Consider the following 25,135-nt stretch of genomic DNA (forward strand, 5'->3'; position numbering starts at 1 on the left):
TCTAGACCTTCCGGGTCAACTCGAATCCCTCCTGCAGTGCTCTGAAGTTTGCCTCCAGGGCTTTTGCCGGCACGCTGCGGGATAGCGTCTCGCGTATTGTCTCTAGCTCCAGAGGAATCAGGCCGGTTCCCATGGCCGCTCCAAGTAAGACGACGTTCGCGGCCTGGGGCAACCCGATTTCCTCGGCAATAGCAGCGGCAGGAACAGCGTAGACCGCCGCAACCTGCGAGCGAAGATACGCCAGGAGATCCTCCACCGCAGGGTAAGCTATTCCTCCCAGCGAGACACTCACTGGGATGATCGGGCGCACCTCGGTAATGACAACAGTACGATGGTTGGCTCTTGTGAGTGACCGGACCGTCTCGACCGGCTCGAACCCTATGATAAGGTCTGCCTCGCCCTCCGGGATCATCGGGCTGTGTGCATCTCCCAATCGAAGATCACACACGACCGAGCCACCCCGCTGTGCCATGCCGTGAACCTCACTCATGACAGCACCAACCCCACCGGCAATGGCGGCTCGTGCGATGATGCTGGCCCCAGTGATGATCCCCTGACCTCCGACTCCGGCAACAAACACATTCAGTGAACTCATTGCTTCACCTCGATCGCATGCACTGGACAGATCTGCGAGCATACGCTGCATCCATCGCACAGTTCCTGGTTGATCTCAGCCTTCTCTTCAGATACGAAGATGGCAGGGCACGCGGCCTCGCGCACGCATATCAGGCAGCCCGAACAGACGCCACGGTCGACCTGAAACGTCTGCCAGATTCCCTTCGCACGCTTCGCACGATCCAGGAGGAGACTGCAAACCTGTTTCGACACGATGACAGCGACGCCGTCCACCTGGGCGGCCTCCTTGTAGGCCTCGGTAGCCTCGACCACCCTGTATGGGTTGATGACCTTTACGAATGGAACGCCCATTGCCTTTGCCACGGCTTCGATGCTGATAGCTGGTGCCGGATCACCCACGGCATCCGTCAGCATGGACGGATTGGGCTGATGTCCCGTCATCGCGGTCGTCCGGTTGTCCAAGACCGTCAGAACAAACCGATGCTTGTTGTGAATGGCGCTTGCCAAAGCGGACAACCCTGCATGGAAAAAGGTGCTGTCACCGATAAACGAGAAGACCTTCTGGTCAGTTGCCACGTCGAAGCCGCCGGCAGTCCCCACGCTGGATCCCATGGACAGGAGATAGTCCGCTGCGCTGAACGGAGCCGCCATACCCAGCGTGTAGCAGCCGATGTCGGATGCGAAAACAGGTTCCGGGATTCCCAGTTCGCGTATGGCTCGACGTACAGCGAGATACGACCCGCGATGAGGGCACCCAGGACACAGGACCGGCGGCCGCGATGGGAGGGGTGACGACCAGGGCTGCACCCCGCCCGAAGCGGGCGCGTGCAATGGTACGCCGAAGTGATTAGCCAATGCTTTTGCCACAACATCAACGTTGAGCTCATGCACGCGCGGCACGAGAAGCTCATCCTTGCCACATACCGGCGTCCTGGTACCGTGCGACAGAAAATCGGCCTTGATGTCGATTTCCATGAGAGGCTCGAGCTCTTCGACGACAAGCAGCTCGTCGACGCCCATGGCAAACTCACGGATCCTGTCGAGCGGCAGCGGATAGGAGAAACCTACCTTGAACACTCGGGCAGAAAGTCCGAGCTCCTCCAGGGCGTCAACGACATAGTTGAACGCACTACCGACGGTAACGATCCCCACTGATCCTCCGACACCCACACCGACGACACGGTTCAGCGAAGACATCTCGCTGAGATGCCGAGCCTCGCCAAGCTTACCCAGCAACTTGACATGCATTTTCGAGGAGTTGGCGGGCACCGGCACGAACCTTGGCGGATCCTTCTCGAAAAAGCCTCGCCTCACGACGGGCCTTCGATCACCGAAAACAACATCGCCGCGCATGTGGGCAACACGGGTAGTCGTTCGCAACAGAACCGGAAGCTCGAGTTTCTCCGAGATGTCGAAGGCCTCTACCGTGTAGTCCTTGGTCTCCTGTGGGCTCGAGGGTTCCAGCATGGGAACGTTCGCGAGGCGTGCGTAGTATCTGTTGTCCTGCTCATTCTGTGACGAGTGCGTCGATGGATCGTCCGCAGAAAGGACGACGAATCCCGCCCTGGTCCCTATGTATGCCGTCGTCATGAAGGAATCCGAGGCAACGTTCAGCCCAACGTGCTTCATGAACGTGAAAGATCGCACCCCACTTGCTGCCGAGGCCGCTGCGACCTCAAGAGCCACCTTCTCGTTCGCAGAGTACTCGAAGTACACTCCTGAGGCTTTCGCCACGACGCTGAACACATCCCCGATCTCTGACGACGGGGTACCAGGATAGCTGGCCGCCACACCGATACCGGCTTCCAGAGCACCACGGACCGCGGCTTCGTTGCCAAGGAGCAGCTCATGTTCACCTGCCTTGCCGTCAACTAGCGCTTGATACTTCATGTCACCTCCTGACCTTTTTCAGATGCTGTTTTTACAGAATACCGCGTCCGCCTCGGCTGTCAAAGAACCGCTGCACCGTATGTGGTTTGCTGACTTGCAGGAAAGGGCCTTTCACCGTACACTGGCTATGGAAAAGAGTATTCCTCTTCCCAACCACTCGACACAAGGAGGAATTGTCATGGAGAAGTGGATTTGTACTGTGTGTGGATACGTGTATGACCCTGCTATCGGTGACAGCACGCAGGAAATCAACCCCGGCGTCAAGTTTGAGGACCTCCCCGAGAGCTGGGTCTGCCCGGACTGTGGCGCCGGCAAGGATCTCTTCGAGAAAGCCTGACGGCAAACGGTCACAATGACGTACCTCATTGCCGGAGGCTGGGCTGCCGGCACAGCGGCGGCACAGCACCTGCGAAAACTGGATCCATCGTCGGAGATCACGATCGTCGACGTCGAGTTCGTTGCCTATTATCCTCGTCCTGACTTGATCGAGTACTTGGCCGGTCGCAAGTCCAGAGACCAGCTCTTTATGCATGCTACAAGCTGGTATGTTGAAAACAGGATAACGCTGATCAGTGGACGCCGCATCGTGCACGTGCATGCCGCAGAGCATGAAGTGACGCTCGACGACGGCACTGTGCTTTCCTACGACAGGCTGTTGCTGGCTAACGGAGCGTCACCCTTTGTACCGCCCCTGCCCGGCGCAGACCAGGTCGGTGTCTTCACGCTCAGGACACTTGATGATGCAGATGCTTTGCTGGCTCGCATCGTCCCAGGTGCCACTGTGGTCGTCGTGGGCGGAGGCTTGCTGGGATTGGAAGCGGCAAGAGCATTGGCAGAGCGAGGAATGAGAGCCATCGTCATCGAGTTCGCCGGTCGGCTGTTGCCCAACCAGCTCGACGAACGCTCAGCGGAAATGCTGGTGGAACACCTGAAGAGTCTGGGCGTCACTGCTCTTCTCGGCGCCGAGTCTCAGCAGATTCTCTCGGGAGAACATGGTGCGGCAGGCGTCCTCCTCAAGGGCGGCCGCCTCGCACAAGGCGAGTTCGTCCTGTTCTCCACGGGAGTCCGCCCCAATGTCACCGTCGCCCGGGAAGCAGGTATCGCCACAGGACGGGGTGTTCAGGTGGATGATTCCATGCAGACATCTGCACCTGATGTCTATGCCGCCGGCGACGTCGTCGAGCACCGCGGACGTGTCTACGGCATCGTCCCTCCCTGCCTGGAACAAGCCAGGGTTGCGGCTCAGAACATGGTCTCACCCGGCACAGCTGCGTACGAGGGGAGCATCATGTCGAGTTCGCTCAAGACTTGTGGCATCGATGTTCTGAGCATGGGCAACGTCAATCCGACCCAGGAGCAGCATGTCCAGGTGATCCAGGCGCAAGGTCAACAGACCTACCGCAAGGTTGTCCTCGAGGATGGTGTCATTGTGGGCGTTATCCTCTACGGGACAACGAACGGCGCACGACAGCTGCAGCAGGCAATGAGATCTCACGCAGATCTTGCGGCGTTCCAGGATCGACTAGCTGACATTGACTGGGATTTTGCCGGCATGTAGGATTCGCCAGCGACCGAACAACCAATGATTCCACGCGCCCCACACTACTGTGGGGCGCTCCTCTATCTGCCTGAGTCCCAATCACCCGAGAAGGACGTCGCGAGAGTTGAGATGACCATGGTGTCGTCCGTTACGACGCCGACTTCACGGTTCTCGTCGAGTGAGCCGGCGGTGAGATTGTGTGACCCGACATATGCCACGCGCCCGTCCACCACGATATACTTCGCGTGAAGATACGGAGACTCGAGGTATCGGACGGCGACCCCTTTTCCTTCCAGATCCGACCTTGCCACGGCATTGACAGCGATTCTCTCGGGTACCGCTATGAGCACACGCACGACGACGCCTCGCCTCACAAGATCCTGCAAGAGCCTGGACGTCTCGTGGTCGTCGAACACTTCGCTCACGATGTCCACACTGCGGCTTGATCCTCTCAGCATGTCAAGAAGGCGTTGGCGAGCATTCACGGGGCTGACGACAAGCGACCCGGCAGCACACGGATTCCGCCGTCGATCTGCCCAAAAAATGCGCACGAGATCTTGTACTATGCTCTGGCTGGAAGTCCGGACAAGGATCTCGCGGTTCTTGTCGAAGGCGCTCTTGCTCAGATTGGCCGTCATGATCCAGGCAACCACTTCATCGATGACCACATACTTGGCGTGAGTGAACGAGTAGACCCTGTTGCCCCAGCCGGCGTCGATGCCGGAGCTTCTCAGCTTGTTGCGAACCGTCTGGTTCATGGAGAAACCCCCAAACGGCGCCTCCTCCATGATGACCCGCACATCGCATCCGCGCAGTCTGGCAGACTTCAACGCCTGGACAATTGCAGGGTCAGAAATGAGATAGCACTCCACCAGAACCGACTTGCGTGCGTTCAGAATGTCATTCACGACAAGACTCCGCGCTTCGTCACTGGGGGTCACGACACAAAGGGCCTGGGCGCCCAAAGGTACAGCTGGAACGGCAGAAGCAGGCGCAGTGCCTCGCAACCCCATCCAGCCGAGCCCCAATGCGGCCACCAGCAGCACTGCGATAAGTACGGTGAACCACCGAATCCCTTTTCCTGGCACTTCTACATGATATCAGGCTGGCAGCGCCTGACAAGTGAGCCGGTTGGCTGCCGCGTTAGAGAGACGTTGCGAAGCAACGAGAAATAGCTACAATTGGAAGGGAAGCGAAGCAATTCTGCCCTCAATCCTGCACGAACAGCTCTGCCTGGAGGCAATCGAAGTGATTAGTGAGCGAACACTCCTGATGGTGAAACCGGATGGCGTACGCCGCAGTCTCGTCGGTCTGATCATTACGCGCATCGAGCAGAAGGGTCTTGAGATCTCGAACATGCGGATGTTTCGCATGGACGACGCATTCGCGCGCATCTTCTATGCTGAACACAATGGACGTGACTACTTTGCGGCACTGCTGTCCTTCATGACATCGGGCCCCGTCGTCGCCCTTGAGGTCGAGTCGCCCAACGCAATAGCGCTTGTTCGAACGGCGATCGGGGCAACCAGACCCGAAGACCGACTGCCCGGAACCATTCGAGCAGACTTCTCCACTCAACTGACCGAGAATGTGGTCCACGCGTCCGCATCCCCAACCGACGCAGAACGAGAGTTGACACTTGTCTTTGGGGACTCTCGCGCGACTCTCGGCACTGTCCATGAATAGACGCCTGGAATCAACAATCAACGCTGGAGGGGTGTGGAAACCATGAGGGAGACGACTACCGAACTAGAGTCCTTGTTGCGCGACATCTCATACTGGATCAAGAAGAAGGGCCGCGATGCACTGTCGAGCGTGAGAATCACGCTGCCGCAGTTCCAGGTGCTCCAGCTTGTCTACTTCGGTGAGGCCATCAATGTCAAAGACCTCACGCACCTTACGGGCCTCGCTGCGTCCACGGTCTCAGAGATGGTCGATCGCCTCGTCGAACTCACCTATGTCACCAAGACACAGAACCTGGTGGACAAAAGGCAGGTCGTCCTGAAGTGCACGAAGCAGGGAGCATCGATCATTCGGAAAGTCATCCGACAGCGTGTCCGGAGCGTGCAGGAGGTTACAAAGAGTATGAAGCCCGGTTCAGCCGATTACCTTGTGGCGGTGCTGACCGAGTTCGTAGGATTGTGCAAATAGTCCTCCATCCATCATTCCCTGGATTCGACTGAACGATAGCTGACGGTCTGGAGGGCCACAAGAGCGTGCTGCCCATCCACGATTGGCAGCTTTCTTTTCTGAAGTCGGCGCGAACCTAGTCCATCGTCCGCTGAATCAAGGCAGCAAGCTTTCGCAGGTCACTCTGGATGACCTGCACATACTGAGGATTCCGTAGAGCAGCCGCCGGGTGATATATTGGCATGAAGCGCTGTTCATCCTTGACCAGAATCGTGCCGCGCACCTGCCCGATGGAGTATTGCTCTCCAAAAAAGAAGCGCAGTGCCGTATTGCCCAGGAGGCAGATGACCTCCGGCTCCACGACGGCCAACTGCGCATACAGGTAGAGCGAACAGGCCGACACCTCGGAAGGCTCCGGCACACGGTTGTTTGGCGGCCTGCACTTGACGATATTGCAGATGTAGCAGTCTCTGCGGCTCAGCCCCTCGGCTATCAGGATCCTGTCCAGCAAACGTCCCGCCTGGCCGACGAATGGGATACCCGACAAGTCCTCCTCACGTCCCGGGCCTTCGCCTACAAAACAGATCTGGGCATGGGCCGATCCGACGCCTGGGACGGCCTTCGTCCGAGTGGCTCCAAGCTTGCACTTCTGACAGGACGCGACTTCCTCGGCAATTGAAGCCAGGAGAGTCTCTCTCATGTCAGACACCTGAGGACCCAAAGCCACCAGCCCCCCTCTCTGTCGGTGCCAATTCGTCGACGGCCACGAGGCAGACATTCGGGACCTGTATGAACACTAACTGTGCGATACGATCTCCCGGGAACACCGAAAAGGGCGCATTGCCGAAGTTCGCCAGCACAACCTTCACTTCACCACGGTAGTCGCTGTCGATGGTGCCTGGCGAGTTGAGGACAAACACACCGCTTCTGGCCGCCAGGCCGGAACGACTGCGAACCTGCCCTTCGAGGCCAGGAGGTAACTCAAGCGCCAACCCCGTCCGCACCAGAGCGACGGCGCCAGGCAGAATGGTCAGCTCCCCGTCTTCTGCACTTGCAAGATCGTAGCCGGACGACCCTGATGTTGCACGCGCCAGCTGTCCCGCGCGAGAAGACAGTCTGTGAACGCCTACGCACAACTCAGTGCTTGTCGGGTCCATGGACAATCGAGACCGCCAGCTGGGAGATGTCAAAAACGTCATCAATGACACTCAATGCTTCACCAAGCGTGATCGAGTTGACCTGTTCGGTGACGTCCGCGACCGTCCGTATCCAGTCTCTCATGTAGAGCTCGGACGCGTTTCGATGCATACGACGGAAGAAGGATTCCAGCGAAAGCAGGAATCCGCCGAGAACAGTCTCCTTGGCATGCTGAAGCTCGGCCATACTGATCTTGTCGTGCCGCATGTTCTCGATCTCCTCGCGGATGACCTGCTGGACACGCAAAGCGTTTTCCGGGGAACTCTCGGCCGAAACGCCCAGCAATCCGGTATTGCTGAAGGCCACAGGAAAAGAGCCAATGCTATAGACAAGAGCCTCCTTCTCGCGCGCCCTCTGAAACAGGCGACTCGACATATTGCCACCGAAGATGCTGGACACGAGATTCAGAATCGACCCATGCTTCGAATACTGAGCGAAGCCGGGTAGTGCCATAGCCAGATAGACCTGCTCCGTCGGTCGCTCTGTCTCCCTTCGAACAGCGGCCCGGGTGGGGATTCCCCACTCGACCCTGCCTGGTCCCTTCGCAAGCCGCCCAAAGGAATCCTCGAGAAAACGTGCCGATGCGTCAACATCGATGTCTCCCGCAAGTGAGAGAACGATGTCCGGGGCAGCAAAATGCTTATGGAAGTATTCGACGAAGTCGCTCCGCCTGAAGGAACGCACTGACTCTACAGTTCCCAGCGGATTCGACGCAACAGGGTCGCTTCCATAGACCCCTTTGAGAAGCTCATCCGTGACGACGTCGTCGGGACTGTCCTCAAATGAGTAGATTTCCTGTTCGATGACTCTGCGCTCAAGTTCGATGGCTGCCGGGTCAAACGAGGGATGCAGAAGAATGTCGGAAAGCACGTCGAGCGCGAGAGGCGTATGAATTGCCGGGACGCGCATATAGAACATGGTGTACTGGGTATCAGTGAATGCATTCAGCTCACCGCCCACATTCTCGATAGCTGACGAAATCTCGAGCGAGCTTCGATGCTCTGTGCCTTTGAACAGGATGTGCTCCATGAAATGACTCAACCCATGCGTGTGGTCATCCTCAAACCGGGAGCCACTAGCAACAAGGGCCCCGACCGCTGCGGTCGGGTGCCCTTTGTCAACGTCGAAAACGACGCGGATGCCGTTGCTGAATGTTATGACTTCCGGTTTGCGCTCTCCGCTATTGATCACCATGGTGATGGTCATCGTGGGACTCAGGAGAAGTCTTGTCGGCATTTCCACCAGTCAGGCCCTTGCGGGTCAGAGAGATCTTGCCATCGTCCTTGAGCGGCAGAGTCTTGACCAGAATCTGTTCGCCGACCTTGAGCACGGAATGGATGTCTTTGACATACGAGTCAGATATCTGTGAGACATGCAGCAGACCGGACTTGCCGGGTGCTATCTCCACGAAAGCGCCAAAGTCTCGCAACTCGGTCACTTTGCCCATGTAGACCTTGCCCACAACGATATCCTCGGTAATCGCGTTGATCGCATCCATGGCAATCTGACCCTTTGCCCCGTCTGGTGCAGTCACGAACACAGAACCATCATCCTCGATGTCGATGTCACACCCGGTATCGGCAATGATCTTCTTGATGACCTTGCCCCCGGGGCCGATGAGGGCGCCGATCTTGTCTCCGGGAATATGCATCGTGAAGATGCGTGGAGCCAGCGGATTGACTTCGCTACGAGGAGCAGGAAGAACCGACAGCATCTTGTCCAGAATGAAGAGACGCGCAGTGCGGGCATGATCCAGGGCCGCAGACAGCAAGTCGCTGTCGACGCCGTGAATCTTGATGTCCATCTGCAATGCCGTGATGCCTCTTGCAGTGCCCGCGACCTTGAAGTCCATGTCGCCATTGGCGTCCTCGGCTCCCTGGATATCAGTCAGGATGACACTCTTGTCGCCTTCTTTCATCAGGCCCATCGCGATGCCGGCAACCGGCGCCGTGATCGGTACTCCAGCATCCATCAGTGCCAATGTACTGCCACAAATGGAAGCCTGCGACGTCGAACCGTTGGACTCAAGCACCTCGGAGACAACGCGAATCGAGTATGGAAACTCGCTCTCATCCGGAATAACGGGAAGCAGTGCCCTCTCTCCCAGTGCACCGTGGCCAATCTCGCGACGTCCAGGTCCCCGCATAGGGCGAGTCTCACCCACCGAGAAGGGAGGGAAATTGTAGTAGTGCATGTAATGCTTGGTAACCTCTTCCTCGAGGCTTTCGACCAACTGACCTTCTTTCTTGCCTCCGAGGGTGACAATCGAAAGGACCTGAGTCTGACCCCGGGAAAACAATCCCGAGCCATGACTCATCGGAAGAACGCCAACATCGACCCCGATCGGCCGAATCTCTTCGGGAGTGCGACCATCGATACGCACGCCTTCAGTCACGACACGATGCCGGATGAAATGCTTGATCTCTGCGTCAAGAACCTCGCCGATCGCCAGCCCACTTTCGGGATACTTCCCCACGAGTTCGGTGGCGAGTTCACCCTTGAACTCATCGAGGATCTTCTCCTTCTTCAGCTTCTCCTTGTCCTTGAGCACCAGGGGAAGACGCTCCTCGATCATGGAACGAGCTTCGCTCTGAATGGCTGCATCGAGCTTCAGCTCGGGGACGACGATCTTCTCCTTGCCAGCCTGGACGCGAAGTTCTTCCTCCATGCGACACGTCTCTTTGATCGGTTCCTGTGCCAGCACCAAGGCCTCAACCATCTCTGCTTCACTGATCTCGCGAGCCCCGGATTCCACCATGAGAATGCCATTGGTCGTGCCAGACACGATAAGATCCAGTACACTCTCGTCGATCGCAGAAGAGGAGGGGTTGAACACAAGTTCGCCATTGACTTTGCCGACCCTCACTGCGGCGACTGCTTCAACGAACGGGGCATTGCTGATAAGAAGCGCCGCCGATACCGCGTTGATGGCCAACACGTCAGGCGAATTCTCTCCATCGGCAGACAGCACATAGACGATGACCTGCACTTCCCGACGGAAGTGCTTGGGGAACAGAGGCCGGACCGACCTGTCGATCAGCCGCGAACGAAGAATCTCACGCTCGCTGGGACGTCCTTCTCTCTTGTAGAATCCACCCGGGATCTTCCCGGCCGCATACATTTTCTCAAAATAGTCGACAGTCAAGGGGAAGAAATCGAGTCCTTCCTTTGTGCTGTTGCTGACAGTGACTGCGGCGAGTACGACAGTGCCACCCATGGTCGCCAGAACAGCTCCGCCGGCCTGCTTGGCCAGCCGTCCAGTCTCATACGTGACAGGCTTGCCTGCAATACTGCCGCGAACGGTCTTTATCTCATCATTCTGCAACATTGGCTCCTACTTTCGGATTCCCAGCCGTTTGATCAATGAAGCGTAACGGTCCTCGTCGACGCGTCTCAGACTGCTGAGAAGTCTCCGGCGCTCACCGACCAGCTTGTAGAGCCCGCGCTTGGAACTGAAATCCTTTCGATGGCTCTGCAGGTGCTCTGTAAGCGCAAGAATGCGCTTCGACAGCATTGCAACCTGAACCTCAAACGAGCCGGTATCATCTTCACTGAGCTTGAACTCACCGATAATCTTCGACTTCTGTTCGGCTGTAAGCATGTTGTACCTCCAAGGTGTCCCAGGACCCAGTCTCACGTCCAGCCGGAACGAGAGACCGAGTGCGGGAGAAATGTACTAAAATTGTACCAGAAACACAGGACAAGTAAAGGAAAACCGGTCAGCACAAGACTTCACTATGTCATTCCCTGTCAGTCGCCGGCCGGCCCGAGGATGACGCGCGCCATGAGCACGTCACGCGAGATTTGTTTCGCGAGTGCGGCCGGTGAGGCAAAGCGCACCTCCTCGCGAAGGCGGGCCGCAAACCTTACGGACACCAGGTGCCCGTATACTTGCCGGTCAAAGTCGAGCAGATGCACTTCGACGGTGCGCCTTGATGCGGCAACGATTGTCGGACGAACGCCGATGTTGCACACCCCATTCACAATCGCCCCATCCACCACGGCTCGCACCGCATACACACCATTGCCGGGAAGCAACTTCACGGGATCGGGGACCTCAACATTCGCTGTTGGGAAACCAAGGCGCCCTCCCATACGGTTTCCCGTGACGATGACTCCCTCGATGGAGTAGGAACGCCCGAGGAGCCTTGCTGCGCGTTCCACATCACCCTCCACGATGGCCGTGCGAATCATGGAACTGGAGCACGGTTCCCCGTCGACCATCACGGGAGCGACGATGATGAGTCTGCGCCCCACGTTGTCGAGCATCCGCGCCATCGTCTCCGCATCGCCGGCGCGGCCCTTGCCGAAATGGAAGTCCCGACCTACGACAACAACCCATGCATTCAGGCGGCCGATAAGGACCTCGCTTACGAAGGCCTCAGCAGACAGCCCCTGGAAACGAGCCGAGAAATCCTCGAGGACGATGGATTCAACCCCATTCTTCCCAGCATACTCAACACGCTCACTGTTCGTGGTCAGGAGACCCTGGATGCCCCGAGTCGTTAGTTTTGGATTTCGTCGGAAGGTATAGATGACAGTTGCAAGACACGCCTTGCGGCCACAATCGACAAGTTCCCGGACAATCCGCTGGTGACCGACATGAAACCCGTCGAACGCCCCTACGGCGACCGCGGAGGCAATCCCTGGGAACTCGAAAGACGACAGATAGACGCTGCTCACTCGCTAAACACTTTCACTGGCCACGCCTTCCCGCCTCTGACCGCCGCCACACCGCCCAGGCGACCATCGGGACGCTTCACCATGGCAGTCGCTTCCACGTCAATGTCGCAGTCCACGGGCAGCCCATGGCCAAATGTACTCCATTGGACATCGTCAAGAGCAATGTGTGGCAGTGTCGCCAGAAGACCTGCCTTGGTCTCGCCCCACGTCAGAAACGACAGGTCCCCACCCTTTACCCTGCGCCGCAGCGTTCCCAGTGACAATGTGTCGCCGACACCAAACCCGTGGGCTCCCGTACGCAGGAGTCGCCCCATACATGCCCCACATCCCAGGACAGCCCCCACATCCCGGCAGAACCCTCTCACATAGAAGCCCGGGGTCACGGTCATGCGAAACACGATACGACGAAGGTCAGCGTCCTGCCGCTCCTGCAGCACAGTCAACCGCCGCACTGCCACCGGGACCGGAGCAAAATCGATGAGACGGCCCTGGCCTCGCATTGCCTTGTATCCTCGTACGCCATCGTGGTGCTTGGCTGAAACATGCGGGGGAACCTGCACAGTCTGTGCTGTCACGCCTTCGATAGCCTTCTTCACGGCCGCAGCCTCGAGACCGGTGGCACCCCTGCGCTCGATGACTTCCCCCTCCATGTCGTCGGTAATCGTGGTAATCCCCAGAACGAGTTCGCCGACATACTCTTTTTCGCTCGGCGGAAGGAAGGAGATGAGCTTCGTTGCAGAGCCAAGAGCAATAGGAAGCACTCCCATGGCCGGAACGTCCAGTGTACCGAGAAAGCCGGCCTTGTCGGCGCTCAGAATCCTCTTGACAACCCGGAGCGCGCCAGCACTACTGAGGCCGCTCGGCTTGAACAGCGCAAAGAAGCCTTCCGGCTGCAACATACTCACAGGCGGGACACCAGGCCATGAGCGTCGATGTATCTTGTGCTCCAGGCTGGGCTCACCAGAGCCACCACGCGTCGGCTACGGCCCCTTCTGCACGTCGACAACAACCGAAGACGGCGTCACCGTTGCAGAGACAACGCCCTGTATCAGCCCATCCACTGAGACAGCGTAGTTGCCATCGGCGAGCGGAGGCTGGCTGACGTCGACATATGCCTTGATCTGCGAAGACCCGAGAGCCATGACGGCGGAGGTCGTCCCGCTGATAAGGACCGACGCGGATGTCGTACCAAGAGATACCTTCCACCCCAATCCTGCTCCTCGAACCTCGATCGGCACGTCCGGGATGGCAAGAACGACAACCTGCTCGATGACGACACGGCACGACACGGCCTTGCTGCCAGCCACAAGCGAGACTCCCGGCGGAAGGACCAGGTCAACTGGCTTCGTGATAATCCCCGACTCGCCTGACACATCAACTGCAATCGTCGAAATCGCCTGAACCTGGCTCAGCGCCACTGCCGTGCCCGTAACCATGACGATTGCCGGGGTGCACGAGCCGCTTGCCACGACGTACCCACTCATAGGATGCCCGATGACACTCGGAATGACTGGCACCGTCTTCAACGTTGCAGCATCAAGAATCGGAAGAATGGCAACTGCCGACCGCGGAGACAACAGTACGCCCTCAACGACATTCCCCCTGGCATCATACGCGACGACGTCCCCGGCAACCGTGAGATTGCCACCTACGGCGGTTCCCAGCTTGTCCAGTGCAACGACCAGCGCCGCCTCCTTCACTTGGCTCACGAGCGATCCGGGGCCCGACACCTCGATGGACTCCGGCTCAACGCGCAGGGTCCCGAGGACCAGACTCAGCGGCAACGTACCGCTCACCTCTGCGTGCACAGGGACGGTAATCGTCTCCAAACGCTCGAGCTGCACATTGACTTCCCTGGGATCAACAGCCTCTACTGTCACGCCAGTAAGCCCAACGACCTGAGCTTGAACCGATGCAATGAAGGACCCCTCACTTCTTCCCCGAAAGTCGACGGTAGGCGTCACATAGCCGCTCGTGACGTTCCACAGCGTATTCATGGGGCCAGCCAATGTCACCGTCACCGTGGGGAGCGTCCCTGCCAGGACGTACCCCTGAGGTACGTTCACGGCGATCAACTGCGCCTCGACGGATTTCGTCGTGTCAGGACCCCTGATCCCGATGACGTAGACCCAGAGCAGCACAGCCAGGAGCACGGAGACGATCTTGGAGTTGAACAGCATGGCACCGATATTACGCTTGGCCATCTCCACCTCCCTGTTGTCCGTTCGACTTCCTTCTACGGAAGAATCCGGCCAGGCTGAACCTGTGCTCACTGGCTATGGGCTTCGTCATGACCAGCAGCATTCCTCTGAGCTCAAGTGGGCTCAGATAGCGCGTCAATTTGCCGCGTACTGCAAGAGAAATGACTCCTGTCTGCTCGGACACGACGACAACAATGGCGTCAGTCTCCTCCGTAATGCCAATGGCGGCACGGTGCCTGGTTCCAAGTCCTCGCTCCAGGTCCGCACTTGCAGTCAACGGAAAGAGACACCTCGCAGCAACGATTCGATTGCCCGCTACGATGACGCCGCCGTCATGGAGCGCGCTGTTGGGGTAGAAAAGCGTGGACACTGTTTCGGCTCTCACCAGAGCGTCAAGCCGGACTCCGGTCTCGACATAGTCTTCGAGACCCGTTTGTCTCTGCATGCAGATGAGCGCCCCGATCCGGTTCATCGACAGGTACTTGACACTCTTCACAACCTCGTCAACGGACTCTTCCCAATCGTGAACGTCCATGAACTGAGTGCGCGTGTCGGATGATACCAGCTTGCTGCTGCCTAGTCGACCGAGCATCCGCCGCAGTTCAGGCTGGAAGACCATGACAAGCAGCAGGGGAAGGAAAGTGGTCGAGAAACTGCGCAACCAGCTGAACACGCTGTTGAGAGCCAGCAGCCCGGCCTTGAGACTGAGCCACTCCACTCCGAACACGAGCAGATAGTAGATCACGAGACCCTGGGCCAGCTGCAGCGCGCGTGTGTTCGAGATGAGTCTCAGGACAGCGTAGAAGAGAAGGGATGTCAGGGCGACGTCGATGACGATGGAAATGCCTCGTGCTGGCGTAAGATTCACGAACAGGTCAGCAAAAAACCTCTGCAGGAAAACCATATCACCTCTCAGCAATAGCGATCATGCGCCTGGACTCAAGTCCAAACCGTGATCCATCATAGTCACCGCACCAGCGTTGAGGCCGCAGCCCCGCTGCTTCAAGCAGCGCTGTCAGCTCAGTCACAGTATACATACGCAGCACCCGACGGTACTCACGACGCTCTCCCCCGCTCAGAACGACGCGTCTCGTGGAGACAGTGCCATCCGTCGCGTCGAATCGACGCTTCTCGAAGACAAGTCCCTGCTCATTTTCATGCCACTCTTCGGGTACGAAGTGCTTCACGATGTAGTCACGGTTCTCAACGTCGAGGACTACACGCCCGCCTCGCCTCGTGTGCTCCGCAACTCTCTCAAGTACCTGCAGATCACCGATCTCACCGTAGTAGCCGAATGAGCTCCAGAGAGAGATGGTCAGATCTGCTCTCACGTCAAGCTTCATGACACGACTGTCCACCGCATGGAACTCGGCCTTCAACCCCAGCTGTGCAGTACGCTCGCGACACGCAGCAATGTAGTCTGCATTCATGTCCACGCCCGTCACCCTGAAGCCAAGTTTCGCAAGCTCGATGCTGTGTCGTCCCACGCCGCATCCAACATCGAGCACGGCGGCTCCAGGGAGTACTGTGCACAGCCTCAGGAGCTGCTGCACCTGTTGCCTTGTTCTGGCCGGGTCTACCGTATCCAGAAAGAGGCGCCTGTACGTATCGTCAAAGTACTCGTGTGTCCAGTCGGCGGTCATCATGTGCCATCAATACTAAGACATCAGGGCCAAAATGCAACACGAAAGCAGCTCTTGGACTTCTCTTCACTCTGGTCTTCCTTGACACCGGCGTCCATGCCCGTAGCATGTTGGCATGAGAACTTGGCGATGCATCATGTCCGGCATCGGCACTCCATACGAGAACATGGCCACAGACGAGGCACTGTTTGACGCTGCCTGCACGTCGGGCGTTCCAGTCCTCCGTCTCTATGGATGGACGCCTGCCACCGCATCCCTTGGCTTCGCTCAGCGAGCTTCAGAGGCTCTGGACTTTGCCGAAATGGATAGGAGACATCTTGCGTGGGTCCGACGCCCTACGGGAGGCAGAGCGGTGCTTCACGACATGGAAGTCACCTACTCGGTGTCCGTTCCACAGTCGGATCCTCTCTATGCTCTGGGGCTGGAAGCGTCGTATGAGTGGATATGCGGGCCGATTGTCGCGGCTCTCCTGACTGTTGGAGTATCGGCCGCGCTTGCCCCGCACGGCTCCACCGGCTTTGTGTCCGCATCGTGCTTCACCGCGCCGGGGACAACCGACATCGTTGCTGGACACAGGAAAATCGTCGGCTCTGCACAGCTGCGAACAAGGGACGGTTTCCTCCAGCACGGCTCAGTCGTCCTGAAGAACGACCTGGAGAAGCTCTTTGCTGTAGTCCGGACATCCCAGCCAAACGCGCATGATGCCGCACAGCGGGCCGCTCGCCTCATGACCAGCGTCAGCGACGAGACACACCGGGCCGTCTCATTCGGTGAAATGGCAGATGCCCTCGCCGGAGCCTTTTCAGGTGCCGACGGCGTCCGCCTCCTTCCCGATTCTCTTACGGCGCGAGAGACACTCAACGTCTCCGGTATTGTTGCTCGGAAATACAGCCGAGAAGACTGGAACGCTTTCAGATGAGAGGAATCATGGTATAGTCTTATGATTACTATCTGAGTCGTCTGTCCACAGAGGCAGACGCGACCGAGGAGTGATAGGATGGGAAAAGAAAGCAGGATCAGACAGGAACGCAAGGCGGGACTCGTCGAGAAGCCGGGAACGTATCACAAGGACCGGTTTCCCGTTGTCATGCGAGTCATTGCCGTCGTACTCATCGTCGCGCTCGCCACGTGGGGCTCCTTGTTTGCAGTCAAGAGCACTACCGGAACGATAGCATATCAGGTCGGCACCGGCAAAGTCCTCCAGTCCGATATCACGGCGCGCGTCCAGAACTACATAGATATGTATACGCAGTATGGAATGGACCTGACGGCTGCAGAGAATGCCAGCACACTCAAGTCCGTTCGCAAGAACGTCATTGACAGCTCGATCGAGCAGGAGCTGTTCATCCAATATGCCACATCCAAGAACATGAAAATCGACGAGGCCAAGCTGAAGACCGCTCTCGACACGGAAGTCGAAACTGCCGTCACACAGTCCAAGACGCAGTTTGGAACGGACGCTCAGGGATTTGATGATGCCGTCATAGCTCAGTATGGCTCGATGGACAAGTTCAAAGCCAAGCTCCGCACGCAGATCCAGCCATATGTCGAACGGCAGCAACTTGCTGATGCGGTGACTGCTGAGGTCAACGCCGGCGTCACCGTCTCGGACGCGGACATCAGGACCTATTTCGCGTCTCAGGGACGTGTCAACGCCGATCATCTCCTTATCATGATAGACGCCGACAACGACTCTTCCTCGACCATCGCCGCCAAGAAGAAGGTGGCTCAGGCCATCTACGACGAAGTCGTCAAACAGAAGAGTGAGAATGCCACGTTCGATTTCGTCAAGTACGCGCAGGAAAAAGCGGCCGAACTCAACAAGAAGACCGCAGGATATGCTCGCTACGAGACACTGGGCTTCTTCACCACAGGGCAGATGGTCAAGGAATTCGAGACTGCCGCCTTTGCGGCCAAGACCGGCGACATCGTCGGACCCGTCCAGACAGAGTTTGGCTTCCATATCATCAACAAGATCGCACAGGAACCTGTCAGCACGATCTACGATACCGCCGAGACGGTGAAAGCCGCACACATCGTCCTCGGCTTCGGAACCGGAGACCAGACAACCGGAGCAACGGCTGCCGAGGCCCTTGCAAACAAGGTATATGCAGAGCTGCAGAAGGGCTTGTCGTTCAAGACCGCGATCACGAAGTACTCCACGGATACCGACGCCACAATGGGAGGCATCCTGGACTACTTCTCGAGCGTAAGCGATGCGACCCGCTTCGACGCCCTCGCAAGTCTGAAAACCGGCCAGTATACCAAACCTTTCGTCGATGGTTCTTCATACGAGATCGTCCAGCTTCTGGACCGAAAGCCGCTCGTGAAGGCAAACCTGAGTGACAAGGCTACGTATGACAAGGTCAAGACCGCTCTGGAAGATGAGCGCAAGGCGGCCGCAATAACTGCACTGGTGACCAAACTCAAGGAGCAATTCCCCGTCCGCGAGGGTCAGTGGTCGCGTATCACCCGATGGTACAGCCGTGGTATCGGCAAGGTGCTGGGAGCAATTGGGCAGTGGATCGTCAAAGCCACGGGCAAGGGAACGACGACGACTCCGGCAGCGACGGACGTGCCAACCACTCCATCAGCTCAGTAGCCATGCTTGCGAAAGACGACACTGATTCGTCCAGAAGGCCCCCAGTCCAGGCGCGCCCAAGGGCGCGCCGGACAGCCTTCATCATGATGGCATCGCTTCTCCTGGTCGCTCTTGTCGCAGCTATCGTCGCCATCCCGGTAGCAGGTTCCCGCAACGTCGCCTTCTATGTCAATGGCAAACCTGTTACTGAGGAACATGTCCTGGCGATGATTGTCGACCTGCCCTTCGACGCGACCAGCGACTATTACAAGGCACGAGTGGATCTCGCGGACCCGTCGGACCCAAAGACACAGTATCTTGTTACAGGGTTGAACACGGAAGCCATTCAACGACTCATTGTCATGCACGCTCAATCCGACGAGGCTCGACGACTAGGAATCATCGTGAGTCCATCGGCCATCGACACTGCCGTCGAGGCCTATGTGACCGACCACGTCTTGCCAGACGACACGACCGAGACCGAGAGACTGCGGTCTCCGGCTATGCGCTCGTACATCCAGCTCTGGGCCACGTCCAAAGCCTATGAAGAGACCCTGACAAAGGATACCACCGTGTCGTCAGACGAAGTACGCGAGTACTTTGCCACATGGGGCTGGAAGTATACAGACGCGGCCGGCCGCCAGCTCACCTTCGAGCAGGCGGAGAGTGGAAGACTTGCAGAAGATGCCTTGGCCACCAAGAAGTTTCAGCTGATCCCTGAGAATCGGGCACAGTTGCTCAAGAAAGAGAGCGGTCTTGTGAACGGTGATACACGCTACAAACAGTTCATGAGGTGGTGGAACATCATGTTTGGCATCCAGGTTCCAGATTCACTTGAACCACTGCAGGTCGACACAGTCTCGTGACACGCCCACGAAGAGAGGTTCCGGCTGGTTCGGCCGCCCCGGAGAACCCCAGGAACATCAGCCCAAAGACAAACCGTCCACCTCGTAGCAGACGTTCCAGAGCGGACACCCGCCAAAACAATCCCCAGGCTGAGCCGGCACTGACCAAGTACAACGAACTCCTTCAGGACATCCAGGATGAAACCAGCTTCTTCCTGCCCGTGGATGCACTGAGCGCAGGCACGCACAGATACCTTTATCATCTGGGAGACTTCTCGGCCACGAATGCTGCACAGATGCAGCGGTTTCTCGACGACAAGCGTGAAGTGCTTGCAAAGCTCGAACAAGGGAAGCTCGGCAACAGCGAGCATCGCTCAGCGCTCGTTCTCCGGCCCTACATGGACAGCCTGTCCGTCCTGATTGGAGCCGGATACTTCGGGGACACTCTCTGGCAGCTGCGCAACGCCCGACGGGGCCTCTATCAGTTGCTGTATATGACAGAGATCCCCGCGTACGTCCGTGGGAAAGCCCTCGCTCGCCGGCTCGAGGAACTGTCGACACCTCCGACCGCGCCTGCAGAACAAATCCAGCTGCGTTCTGGCTCTCACCAGGAATTGGCTCTCGAGGAATCCCACATCATTGACCAGTACCTCCACTTCGCAGAAGACAGGGCCAGTCGCTTCGATGACAAGCAGGCTATTGCGGAGCGCATTCTCAAGGCACGCCAGTACATGAGCAGGCTGGAACCACGGCTGGCTCACTCCACCAGTACTGGCGATTCCACCCGGGATCCAGTACTCTCTATCCTGCTTCCTTCACTCGACGAGGCAAGCACAAAAGAAGCACAGGAGCATCTGGAACGTGAGACAGAGACGTTGAAGCGTCAATTGAGCGAGACAGCTGCCCAACTGGATGCCTCCAGAAGCACGGACGAGGTTGTGAGGGACGTTCTCCAGGCTTCTGTCGCACGGCGCCTGGATCAAGCAGCCATCGACGACTGGATGAACAAGGATTATCCCCGCCTCCACTCTTTTTTCCCCGGCTACAGACTCAAGTCCGTACCCGTGCTAGGGGACGAGCTCGCGCCTCGTCCGGCATATGATGATCCAGAAGCGGTTGCCCTGAAAGGCGCCTCACTCGACCGCCGACAGACCGTCTGTCCGATAGCGTCTTCCCGTCGCTGGCTTTCGCCCGAGATCGCTCTCATGATGACCTATTTCCCTGGCAAAGCATACATCCAGACCGCAATCAGCAGCTGGGACCCATGTCTGGCATTTCACGTTCAGCGAGAGACATTCATCACGGCACTCTCCCTGTTCGAGCTGCAGAACATTGCCAACCTCGACGGCGTGCTGACACCACAGAACAGTCTGCTTACGACGCTCCAACTCCTCATCGAGGACACGGCAGCTGCGCTCGATATCGAGATCCTGCAGAACAGGCTCACCCATCATGACGCGTGCTCGTTCCTTCAGGAACGCGTCCCGTTGCCTCCCGATCTTGCATCGTCGTTCTCATCGATCGCCACATTCGACTTTGGCGTCTCTCTCGCCCGGTTCATGTTCCGAACTCGCTTCCGCGAAATGCGCAGAATCTCCCGGACCAGCAACAAGAAAGTCTCCTGGGCCTCGTTTTATCAGAGTATCTTCGAGCAGGGTACGTTCGACCCCGCTCAACTCAAGAATTCATGAGCAGTGAGCCTCTGCCCACGACGGCCAGCGCTGACCGTCCACTGTTCCTTGCCATCGCCGGAAACATCGGCGTGGGAAAGTCCACGCTGACGCGTCATCTGGCCGACACCTGGGGGCTTACTCTGCTCCCTGAACCGGTCAAGGAGAACCCTTTCCTCAAGCTCTACTACGATGATCCCAAGCGATGGGGCATACAGTCACAACTCTTCTTTCTCACACAACGAGTGAAGCTCTTCAAGGAAGCCGGCGCCCTGAATCATGCCAAGATCGTGGATCGCACCCTCTATGAGGACGCAGAGATCTTCGCCCGTACAGCGCTGTCCCGTGTCGAGTACGAGATCTATCTGCAGCTGTACGAGTACCTGCTGGAGAACCTCCCGGTACCCAACCTCGTCGTCTATCTCCGTGCGTCCACAAGAACACTCTCACGACGCATACAGTCGCGGGGGCGTTCGTTCGAGAAGGCCCTGCCCTCTTCCTACCTTCGGAAACTCAACGAGCGCTATGATGCATGGGCAAGCTCGTTTCTGCGCGCCCCCCTGATCGCCATCGATACAGACGACCTTGATCTGTTCAGCCTCTTCGGCGAATACGAGAGGGTTACCGACCGCATTGCTGAAGCACTTATCCAGAAAGGACTGACATGGCAGCACACGACTACGATACCCAGGCATTCCTGAGTATCCTCCCCGAACCTCTACAGGAGGAGCTCGAGAGGCTAGACCGGTTCGACGAGCTCGTCGAGGTCGTGCTGGACCTTGGACGTGTCCCTGAAGCTCGGTTCGAATTCGACTTTGTTCCCCTCAGCGAGAGCAGGGTCACGAAGGGGGACATCGACTCGATCGTCCGAAAAGTTGGAGAATTCGACCGCGACAACCGCGCCGGAATCGAACGGACGCTGCATCGCATTTCCGCCATCCGCAACAGGCACAACGACGTGGTTGGACTGACGTGCCGGGTCGGACGGGCCCTGTACGGCAAGATCGAGATCATCGAAGACCTCGTCAAGAAAGGTTCGAGCATCCTGATACTCGGCAGACCGGGCATCGGCAAGACGACTCTGCTGCGCGAGGCCTCCCGCTACATCAGCGATACACTGAAAAAGCGCGTCATCATTGTCGATACCAGCAATGAGATCGGGGGGGATGGTGACGTTCCCCATCCCGGCGTCGGGTCTTCTCGCCGCATGCAGGTACCGTCTAACAAAGAGCAGCACGACATCATGATTGAAGCCGTGGAGAACCACAATCCGGAAGTCATCGTCATAGATGAGATCGGCCGCATCGAAGAGGCGCAGGCATGTCGGACGATCGCTGAACGCGGCGTCGAGCTCATTGGAACGGCACATGGCAACGATCTGGGCAACCTTATCACCAACCCGACCCTCATCGACTTGCTCGGAGGTATCCAGACGGTTACGCTGAGCGATGAAGAAGCGCAGCGCCGTGGAACGCAGAAGAGCGTTCTCGAACGCAAGTCTGCTCCCACATTCGACGTCCTCGTGGAACTGCGTGAACGCGATATCCTGGCCGTATACCGCAACCTGGCAGACGTTGTCGACAGAGTCCTGCGCGGCTTCGACGTACAACCCGAGATACGCAGGAGAACGGCCGGCAAGGAGTTCGTCATCGAACCTCTTGGTCAGGAAGAGGCTTCCGCTCCACAAACTGGCACCGAGCAGCTATGGACGCAGGATTCCAGCGTCAGGCTGTACATCCAGGGAGTCAGCCAGAGCTACATCGAGCGGGCTTCCCACAGTCTGCACACCGACGTACGAGTCGCGCGCACGATGGAGGACGCAGACATCGTGCTGCTGAGTGACACGCTCGCAGCCAAGAAACCATTTCTTGTAGAACGAGCCGAGGCGCTCGGATTGCCGCTGTATACAACCAGCAAGAACAGTCTGGCTGCCATCAAGGACCTCCTCAGACGCATCCACTCGATGTCCGTGGATAAAGATCAGTATGCTTCGTGGATTCATCTCATGCGCGAAGCTGTCGTCTCCTCGGCCTCACGTGAACTGCCGTATTCCGATGCCTTCGAGCGGCGGATGCAGCACAGACTGGCAGAACGACTTGGGCTGTTCAGTGAGAGCGAAGGCATCGAGCCATTCCGGCGCGTCGTCGTGTACTCTCCGACGATGAAGCCGACTCAGGGCCCACCAGGAGCCGTGTGATGCGGCGTGCCTTCTTTCTCACGTTCGAGGGAATCGACGGATGCGGCAAGAGTACACAGGCTGAGCGGCTCAAGCGGGCGTTGACGGAGCGACTGTTCTCTGTCACGCACACATTCGAGCCGGGAGGAACGATGCTCGGACGGAAGCTCCGAACGATCCTCGTGCACGACGAGATCAACCTGTCGCTGTTCTCTGAAGTATTGCTGTTCGCGGCCGATCGCAGACAGGACATCGATGAGATCATCAACCCCGCACTCGAACGCGGCGACGTCGTCATTGGAGAAAGGTTTGCAGATTCATCTGTCGCCTACCAGGGGGTTGCAGGAAAGGTCGGAAAAGAACGAGTCGAGCGACTCATGGACATCGTTACCTCGGGCCTGGTCCCTGACCTGACGCTGCTTCTGGATATCGATCCGCGCATTTCCCTGGCCCGGAAGACCGACCTCGACCGGATCGAGCAACGAGGCTCGTTCCTCGACGCCGTGCGCCACGCCTATCTGGACATAGCCATGAGCCAGCCCCAACGGTGGGTGATTATCGATGCGGCTCGTCCTGCGGATGACGTCTTCAGCGATGTGCTGGGGGCAGTGTTGAAACGACTGGAATAGCGGAGGTATGAACATGTCCGAACGGCAGTCTCGTGAACCTGACCGCATCGACGAGCTCCTTGGAAGCCTCCAGGAGTCACGCACGGCACAAGCTCTTGCTGGAAATCCTGTGCTCCCCGCCCCGCAGCGCCGTCGCAGAAGCAGGATCTGGATCATATTCGTACTGATCGCTGCAGTTGCGGCCGCGGCGGTCTTCCTGCTTCTCCAGGGAAGGACAGCCAGCCTGAACATCCGATCATTCCCATCAGGAGCTACCGTGTTCCTCGACGAGCAGCAGGTCGGGACGACGCCACTGCTGTTGTCCCACGTGGCCCCAGGGACCCATGCGATACAGATCCGCCTTCCTGGTTGGGAAGTCTGGAACGGTACCACGACGGCAGAGAGGGGATCCACTACGCAAGTCATTGCAAACATGACACACGCTGCCTACTCCCTGGTCGTCACGTCTACCCCGCCTGGCGCAACAGTTGCGCTCGATGGCGCGGCCAAAGGCGTCACACCTTTGACAGTGGCGGGTCTCAAACCGCGCAACTACGCATTGGTCGTTTCCCTCAAGGGCTACGCCGCAATCTCGCGCACAGTCGACCTTTCCGATGCGGCACAGAGCGCCCAGGACTTCTCTCTCATGCAGGCCTTTGGCAAACTGAGCATCATGTCGGACCCGACTGGAGCTCAAGTCATCATGGACGGCAAGCCATACGGCGTGACACCATTGAAGATCGACTCATTCCCCGTGGGCGACTACGCTCTGACACTCAAGCTGGACGGGAGCACAGACATCACTGATATGCTTTCCGTGAAAGAAGGCATCCTTCTCGCCAAGCAGTACAAGCTCGACCTTGCACTTGGCGGGCTTGCCATATCCACTGACCCTGCCGGAGCGTCCATAACAATTGATGGCCAGGCCACGAGTCAGATCGCGCCCTTCACGTTCAGCACGCTGAAGGAGGGCTCGCATGAGATCTACCTGGAACTGCCAGGGTATCTCCCGTGGTCAGGCCCGGTATCAGTGTCCAAGGGTCAGACGAGTCGCCTCTCCATCGCCCTCACGAAGTTGCAGTAGCGACAGGTTGACGGGGAACATCTCAGCCTATATACTACTGAAGCCGTACAGGACGGGGAGCTAGCGGTGCCCTGTCGCCCGGAATCCGCTCACCGGGGTCCATGCTGGGCACGCGGGACGTACGTTTCCGAAACAGTCCCTGTTGAAGGCGTTGAAGGCTGCACACCATGCAATGGGAAGCTCTGAACTCTGCCAGGTCCGGAAGGAAGCAACAGTACTGAGTGGAACATGTGCCGTGGCCCGATGCAACTGGAGCCGGAGACAGTCGACCACGCCGGGGGCCTGCGCAACAAGTGCTCGGCGTACGGCTT

The 25,135-nt window shown here is 58.0% G+C and carries 25 protein-coding genes and 1 other RNA gene; 13 read left to right on the top strand and 13 right to left on the bottom strand.

The window, feature by feature from the left end; translation table 11 throughout:
* Position 1: 1 nt before the first annotated feature.
* On the bottom strand, positions 2–646 hold the full coding sequence (locus C0398_00475) for a hypothetical protein (protein ID MBA4364467.1): 645 nt from the start codon (positions 644–646) through the stop codon (positions 2–4).
* Complete coding sequence (iorA, locus tag C0398_00480) at positions 592–2,466, bottom strand: indolepyruvate ferredoxin oxidoreductase subunit alpha (GenBank protein ID MBA4364468.1); 1,875 nt, start codon at positions 2,464–2,466, stop codon at positions 592–594. Before iorA ends, C0398_00475 begins: the two co-directional genes overlap by 55 nt.
* A gap of 178 nt (positions 2,467–2,644) precedes the next feature.
* Between iorA and C0398_00485 the strand changes: the two genes are divergently transcribed.
* Positions 2,645–2,803: a rubredoxin gene (locus C0398_00485; GenBank protein ID MBA4364469.1), complete on the top strand. Its 159-nt coding sequence runs from the start codon at positions 2,645–2,647 to the stop codon at positions 2,801–2,803.
* A 15-nt stretch (positions 2,804–2,818) separates the two neighbouring features.
* Entirely contained in the window at positions 2,819–4,024 is a 1,206-nt protein-coding gene (locus tag C0398_00490) for a hypothetical protein (protein ID MBA4364470.1), read from the top strand.
* Between the two features lie 62 nt (positions 4,025–4,086).
* On the opposite strand, the gene C0398_00495 is transcribed toward C0398_00490, so the two are convergent.
* On the bottom strand, positions 4,087–5,052 hold the full coding sequence (locus C0398_00495) for a hypothetical protein (GenBank protein ID MBA4364471.1): 966 nt from the start codon (positions 5,050–5,052) through the stop codon (positions 4,087–4,089).
* 205 nt (positions 5,053–5,257) lie between these two features.
* Between C0398_00495 and C0398_00500 the strand changes: the two genes are divergently transcribed.
* Together C0398_00500 and C0398_00505 are read left to right on the top strand one after the other, a co-directional pair.
* Entirely contained in the window at positions 5,258–5,692 is a 435-nt protein-coding gene (locus tag C0398_00500) for a nucleoside-diphosphate kinase (GenBank protein ID MBA4364472.1), read from the top strand.
* A gap of 33 nt (positions 5,693–5,725) precedes the next feature.
* Positions 5,726–6,157 carry a hypothetical protein gene (locus tag C0398_00505; protein MBA4364473.1) on the top strand — a complete coding sequence of 144 codons (432 nt, stop codon included), beginning with the start codon at positions 5,726–5,728 and terminating at the stop codon, positions 6,155–6,157.
* 115 nt (positions 6,158–6,272) lie between these two features.
* Here C0398_00505 and C0398_00510 read toward each other — a convergent pair whose 3' ends face one another.
* From C0398_00510 to C0398_00555, 10 genes are all read right to left on the bottom strand, one after another.
* A complete protein-coding gene (locus C0398_00510; GenBank protein MBA4364474.1) occupies positions 6,273–6,914 on the bottom strand; it encodes a uracil-DNA glycosylase in 642 nt (213 codons plus the stop codon).
* Complete coding sequence (locus tag C0398_00515; protein ID MBA4364475.1) at positions 6,838–7,293, bottom strand: dUTP diphosphatase; 456 nt, start codon at positions 7,291–7,293, stop codon at positions 6,838–6,840. The genes C0398_00510 and C0398_00515 overlap by 77 nt, the downstream gene beginning before the upstream one ends.
* Complete coding sequence (locus C0398_00520; GenBank protein MBA4364476.1) at positions 7,274–8,569, bottom strand: hypothetical protein; 1,296 nt, start codon at positions 8,567–8,569, stop codon at positions 7,274–7,276. The genes C0398_00515 and C0398_00520 overlap by 20 nt, the downstream gene beginning before the upstream one ends.
* Positions 8,514–10,661, bottom strand: coding sequence for a polyribonucleotide nucleotidyltransferase (locus C0398_00525; protein MBA4364477.1), 2,148 nt, complete (start codon positions 10,659–10,661; stop codon positions 8,514–8,516). The genes C0398_00520 and C0398_00525 overlap by 56 nt, the downstream gene beginning before the upstream one ends.
* Before the next feature lie 6 nt (positions 10,662–10,667).
* A complete protein-coding gene (locus C0398_00530; GenBank protein MBA4364478.1) occupies positions 10,668–10,934 on the bottom strand; it encodes a 30S ribosomal protein S15 in 267 nt (88 codons plus the stop codon).
* A gap of 149 nt (positions 10,935–11,083) precedes the next feature.
* A complete protein-coding gene (locus tag C0398_00535) occupies positions 11,084–12,016 on the bottom strand; it encodes a hypothetical protein (GenBank protein ID MBA4364479.1) in 933 nt (310 codons plus the stop codon).
* Positions 12,013–12,915, bottom strand: coding sequence for a hypothetical protein (locus C0398_00540; GenBank protein MBA4364480.1), 903 nt, complete (start codon positions 12,913–12,915; stop codon positions 12,013–12,015). The genes C0398_00535 and C0398_00540 overlap by 4 nt, the downstream gene beginning before the upstream one ends.
* Positions 12,916–12,996: 81 nt before the next feature.
* Positions 12,997–14,220, bottom strand: coding sequence for a hypothetical protein (locus C0398_00545; GenBank protein ID MBA4364481.1), 1,224 nt, complete (start codon positions 14,218–14,220; stop codon positions 12,997–12,999).
* On the bottom strand, positions 14,207–15,121 hold the full coding sequence (locus C0398_00550) for a TIGR00159 family protein (protein MBA4364482.1): 915 nt from the start codon (positions 15,119–15,121) through the stop codon (positions 14,207–14,209). The genes C0398_00545 and C0398_00550 overlap by 14 nt, the downstream gene beginning before the upstream one ends.
* 1 nt (position 15,122) lies before the next feature.
* Complete coding sequence (locus C0398_00555) at positions 15,123–15,863, bottom strand: hypothetical protein (GenBank protein MBA4364483.1); 741 nt, start codon at positions 15,861–15,863, stop codon at positions 15,123–15,125.
* Positions 15,864–15,975: 112 nt separating this feature from the next.
* Between C0398_00555 and C0398_00560 the strand changes: the two genes are divergently transcribed.
* The 9 genes from C0398_00560 (at position 15,976) to ffs (ending at position 25,132) form a co-directional block, all read left to right on the top strand.
* Positions 15,976–16,779 (top strand): octanoyltransferase, encoded by an 804-nt coding sequence (locus C0398_00560; GenBank protein MBA4364484.1) that lies wholly within the window; start codon positions 15,976–15,978, stop codon positions 16,777–16,779.
* 78 nt (positions 16,780–16,857) lie between these two features.
* The gene (locus C0398_00565; GenBank protein ID MBA4364485.1) at positions 16,858–18,462 is read left to right on the top strand and encodes a hypothetical protein; all 1,605 of its coding nucleotides are present in this window, start codon (positions 16,858–16,860) and stop codon (positions 18,460–18,462) included.
* A gap of 2 nt (positions 18,463–18,464) precedes the next feature.
* Positions 18,465–19,307 (top strand): hypothetical protein, encoded by an 843-nt coding sequence (locus C0398_00570; protein ID MBA4364486.1) that lies wholly within the window; start codon positions 18,465–18,467, stop codon positions 19,305–19,307.
* Positions 19,304–20,977, top strand: a complete 1,674-nt coding sequence (locus C0398_00575; GenBank protein ID MBA4364487.1) for a hypothetical protein — start codon at positions 19,304–19,306, stop codon at positions 20,975–20,977. The genes C0398_00570 and C0398_00575 overlap by 4 nt, the downstream gene beginning before the upstream one ends.
* A complete protein-coding gene (locus C0398_00580; GenBank protein MBA4364488.1) occupies positions 20,974–21,657 on the top strand; it encodes a deoxynucleoside kinase in 684 nt (227 codons plus the stop codon). Before C0398_00575 ends, C0398_00580 begins: the two co-directional genes overlap by 4 nt.
* Positions 21,621–23,153 carry a single-stranded DNA-binding protein gene (locus C0398_00585; GenBank protein ID MBA4364489.1) on the top strand — a complete coding sequence of 511 codons (1,533 nt, stop codon included), beginning with the start codon at positions 21,621–21,623 and terminating at the stop codon, positions 23,151–23,153. Before C0398_00580 ends, C0398_00585 begins: the two co-directional genes overlap by 37 nt.
* Positions 23,153–23,761, top strand: coding sequence for a dTMP kinase (tmk, locus tag C0398_00590; GenBank protein MBA4364490.1), 609 nt, complete (start codon positions 23,153–23,155; stop codon positions 23,759–23,761). Before C0398_00585 ends, tmk begins: the two co-directional genes overlap by 1 nt.
* 7 nt (positions 23,762–23,768) lie before the next feature.
* Positions 23,769–24,824 (top strand): hypothetical protein, encoded by a 1,056-nt coding sequence (locus C0398_00595; protein MBA4364491.1) that lies wholly within the window; start codon positions 23,769–23,771, stop codon positions 24,822–24,824.
* 43 nt (positions 24,825–24,867) lie between these two features.
* Positions 24,868–25,132: signal recognition particle sRNA large type (gene ffs, locus C0398_00600), an RNA gene on the top strand.
* The last annotated feature ends 3 nt before the right edge of the window (positions 25,133–25,135 follow it).

This window comes from Coprothermobacter sp., assembly GCA_013824685.1.
Taxonomy (GTDB): Bacteria; Caldisericota; Caldisericia; order Cryosericales; family Cryosericaceae; genus Cryosericum.